The following is a 3,359-nucleotide window of genomic DNA, read 5'->3' as shown; positions in this document are numbered from 1 at the left end:
GCTCAATAGCTGGCCCGACAACGCAAACCTCGATAAGGCACGTGCGCTTCTCTGGCCGATCAAGAAGAAATATGGCAAGAAGCTCTCCTGGGCGGACTTGATGATTCTGACGGGCAACTGCGCTCTGGAGTCGGCGGGGCTCAAGACCTTTGGGTTTGCCGGAGGACGCGAAGATGTCTGGGAGTCGTCGGAGGACATCTACTGGGGCGCGGAGACGGAGTGGCTGGGCGACAAGCGCTACACGGGAGATCGTCAGCTCGAGAACCCGCTGGGTGCCGTTCAGATGGGCCTGATCTATGTCAATCCCCAAGGCCCCAACGGCAACCCCGACCCGCTGGCCGCCGCTCGTGACATCCGTGAGACGTTTGGCCGCATGGCCATGAACGACGAAGAGACCGTCGCGCTGATCGCAGGAGGACACACGCTAGGAAAAGCACACGGCGCGGCCAATCCTGACAAGTACGTGGGACGTGAGCCTGCCGCCGCGAGCATTGAGGAGCAGGGACGAGGCTGGACGAGCACCTACGGCAAGGGCTGTGGCGCAGACACCATTACCTCAGGGCTGGAAGGCGCCTGGACCTCAACACCGACCAAGTGGAGCAACAACTACTTTGAGAACCTCTTTGGCTTCGAGTGGGAGCTGACTAAGAGCCCGGCGGGAGCCCAGCAGTGGAAGCCCAAGGGCAACGGCGGCGCAGGCACCGTCCCCGATGCCTACGATTCTTCCAAGAGCCACGCCCCGATGATGTTTACTACGGACCTTGCCTTGCGCTTTGATCCGGCCTACGAGAAAATCTCGCGACGCTTCCTGGCCAATCCCCAAGCCTTCAACGACGCTTTCGCCCGTGCCTGGTTCAAATTAACGCACCGTGACATGGGTCCGATTGCCCGCTACCTTGGCTCAGAAGTTCCCAAAGAGGTTCTGATCTGGCAAGACCCACTCCCGGCAGCAACCGGCAAGCGTCTTGACAACAGAGACATTGCGGCGCTGAAGTCCAAGATCCTGAGCTCCGGCCTCAGCGTCTCCGAGCTAGTCGCAACGGCATGGGCCTCAGCGGCGACCTTCCGTGGCTCGGATAAGCGCGGCGGTGCCAACGGGGCACGTATCCGCCTCGCACCGCAGAAAAACTGGGAGGCCAACCAGCCTGCACAGACTGCCAAGGTGATTGGTGTCCTCGAAGGTATCCAGAAGTCGTTTGGCAAGCCTGTCTCGCTCGCCGATCTCATCGTGCTAGGAGGCTGCGTCGGAGTCGAGAAGGCGGCGAAGAACGCGGGAGTGACGGTAAAAGTGCCGTTCACACCAGGCCGTACTGATGCCTCGCAGGAGCAGACCGATGTGGCGTCGTTTGCCGTGCTGGAGCCGACCGCCGATGGCTTCCGCAACTACCTCAACCCGATGCACACGGCAAAGGCAGAAGATCTCCTCGTGGATAAGGCCCAGCTCCTGACCCTGACCGCCCCTGAGATGACGGTGCTTGTCGGTGGTCTCCGGGTGCTCAAAGCAGGCTCGTCGAAGCACGGAGTCTTTACCCAGCGCCCCGAGGCTCTGACCAACGACTTCTTCGTCAACCTGCTCGACCTAGGCACCACTTGGAAGCCGACCTCCGAGGCCAAGCAGACCTTTGAGGGTGTTGATCGCAAGACGGGCGCGGTCAAGTGGACCGGCACCCGTGTGGACCTCATCTTTGGCTCCAACTCCGAGCTGCGGGCAATCGGGGAGGTCTATGCCAGCGAAGACGGGCAAGAGAAGTTTGTGAAAGACTTCGTCAGCGCGTGGAACAAGGTCATGAACCTCGACCGCTTCGATATCGCCTAGATCCCGCCCGTTGGAGGGGCGGGACTGGAGAGCCTTCGGCTGCAAAGGCCGTTCCGGCCATCCCGAGTTTACTCGGGATCATGGGCGGCACGCCCTTCGTAGCCTAAGGCTCTCTGGCCATGCCGTTCCAATCGGCGTGGTCTCTAATCGAGGGGACTCCAAGCGAGTATAATTGCCACATGGAACTATTTGAGAAGCCTTGTGGAGTTGAGACACGCTGGGCGAGCTTTGAGAACCCAACGGCGGAGCGGGGTGCTGGTGGGCAGGAGAACCGCGGCGCAAAAGGTCATGCCTTTGACTCTTTAGAGCCCGGCGAGACCAAGACACTTCTTGAGGTAACGGGCAGCGGGACGATCACGCGAGTCTGGATGACCGTCTCAGACCGCAGTCCCGAGATGCTGAGAGCAGTTCGGCTAGAGATGTTCTGGGATGGAGAAGCCACGCCTGCGGTCTCGGTGCCTCTGGGGGATTTCTTTGGCATTGGACTTGGGCGCACAGTAGCGTTCGAGTGCGCTCTTTTCTCTAGCCCCGAGGGACGTAGCTTCAATGCCTTTGTTCCGATGCCGTTTCGAAGCGCGGCGCGGGTGACGATCACCAACACCTCCAAGACGCGTCTCTCGCATCTTTTCTACGATATTGATTTGTTGCTTGGGGTGACACACACGGCGGAGATGCTCTACTTTCACGCGCAGTTTCGCCAAGAGTCGCCCAATGTACTTGGAGAAGACTTTGTGATTCTCCCTAAAGTGTCAGGCAATGGGCGCTTTCTGGGCTGCAACCTAGGGGTGATCGCCGACGAGCGCTACGAGGGGGCATGGTGGGGGGAAGGTGAGGTAAAAGTATGGATCGGGGACGAGCCCTTCCCGACTCTTTGTGGCACCGGTACTGAGGACTACATTGGCACAGGCTGGGGACAGGGAGCCTATGCCCAGCGCACCCAAGGCTGCCCTATCGCCGAAAGCTCCAATCGGCAGTGGGCCTTCTACCGCTACCACGTAGACGATCCGATCTACTTCGACGGAAGCTGTAGAGTCGCGATTCAGACCATTGGCGGGACGGAAAAGGCAAAGGTGATGGGGCTACAGACTAACGGGACTCCCCTGATTCCGGTGAGCATTGACACCGGCCAGCTCGAGGGGTTTCTCAAGCTGATGGAGCTCCCTCAGCCTGTTGCACTTGCCGACCAGCCCAATGGCTGGTGTAACTTCTGGCGGCAAGATGACTGGTCAGCAACCGCCTACTATTATCTGGATAGCCCAACGTGAGCCAGCGCCCGTGAGAGAGTGGGGAGAAGCTGATGGGGCTCTGCCGCTTCCAGTCGATGAAGAAGCTGACGTGCAGTCTCGTTGTGAGAATGCTCTGAGAGCAGTGCGCGTAAAAGTCCGGATTCCTGAGGGGAAAGAAGTAGGCAAAGAGCCGAATCTTTTGTCTCATGCATGGTTTTGTGTCCCTAAAAGTAAAAGAATGCGGCGGGATAACGGCTAGCCAAGCCCCCGCCGCATGTGATCACTACTCTCCTCAATATTGAAGACGTCGCTTTATT

General features: G+C 59.2%; 2 protein-coding genes. Both read left to right on the top strand.

The genetic code is table 11. The features are described 5' to 3' along the window. A partial coding sequence (gene katG / locus AC1XOS_RS21330; RefSeq protein ID WP_481964227.1) for a catalase/peroxidase HPI occupies nt 1–1,816 on the top strand: 1,816 nt, incomplete at its 5' end. 179 nt (nt 1,817–1,995) lie between these two features. Beyond that, nucleotides 1,996–3,081 carry a glycoside hydrolase family 172 protein gene (locus AC1XOS_RS21325; RefSeq protein ID WP_481964226.1) on the top strand — a complete coding sequence of 362 codons (1,086 nt, stop codon included), beginning with the start codon at nt 1,996–1,998 and terminating at the stop codon, nt 3,079–3,081. Nucleotides 3,082–3,359: the final 278 nt, after the last annotated feature.

The sequence above is a fragment of the Armatimonas sp. genome, from assembly GCF_964826245.1.
The sequence above is the reverse complement of the archived record's forward strand: the minus strand, read 5'-3'. Positions and strand labels throughout refer to the sequence as shown.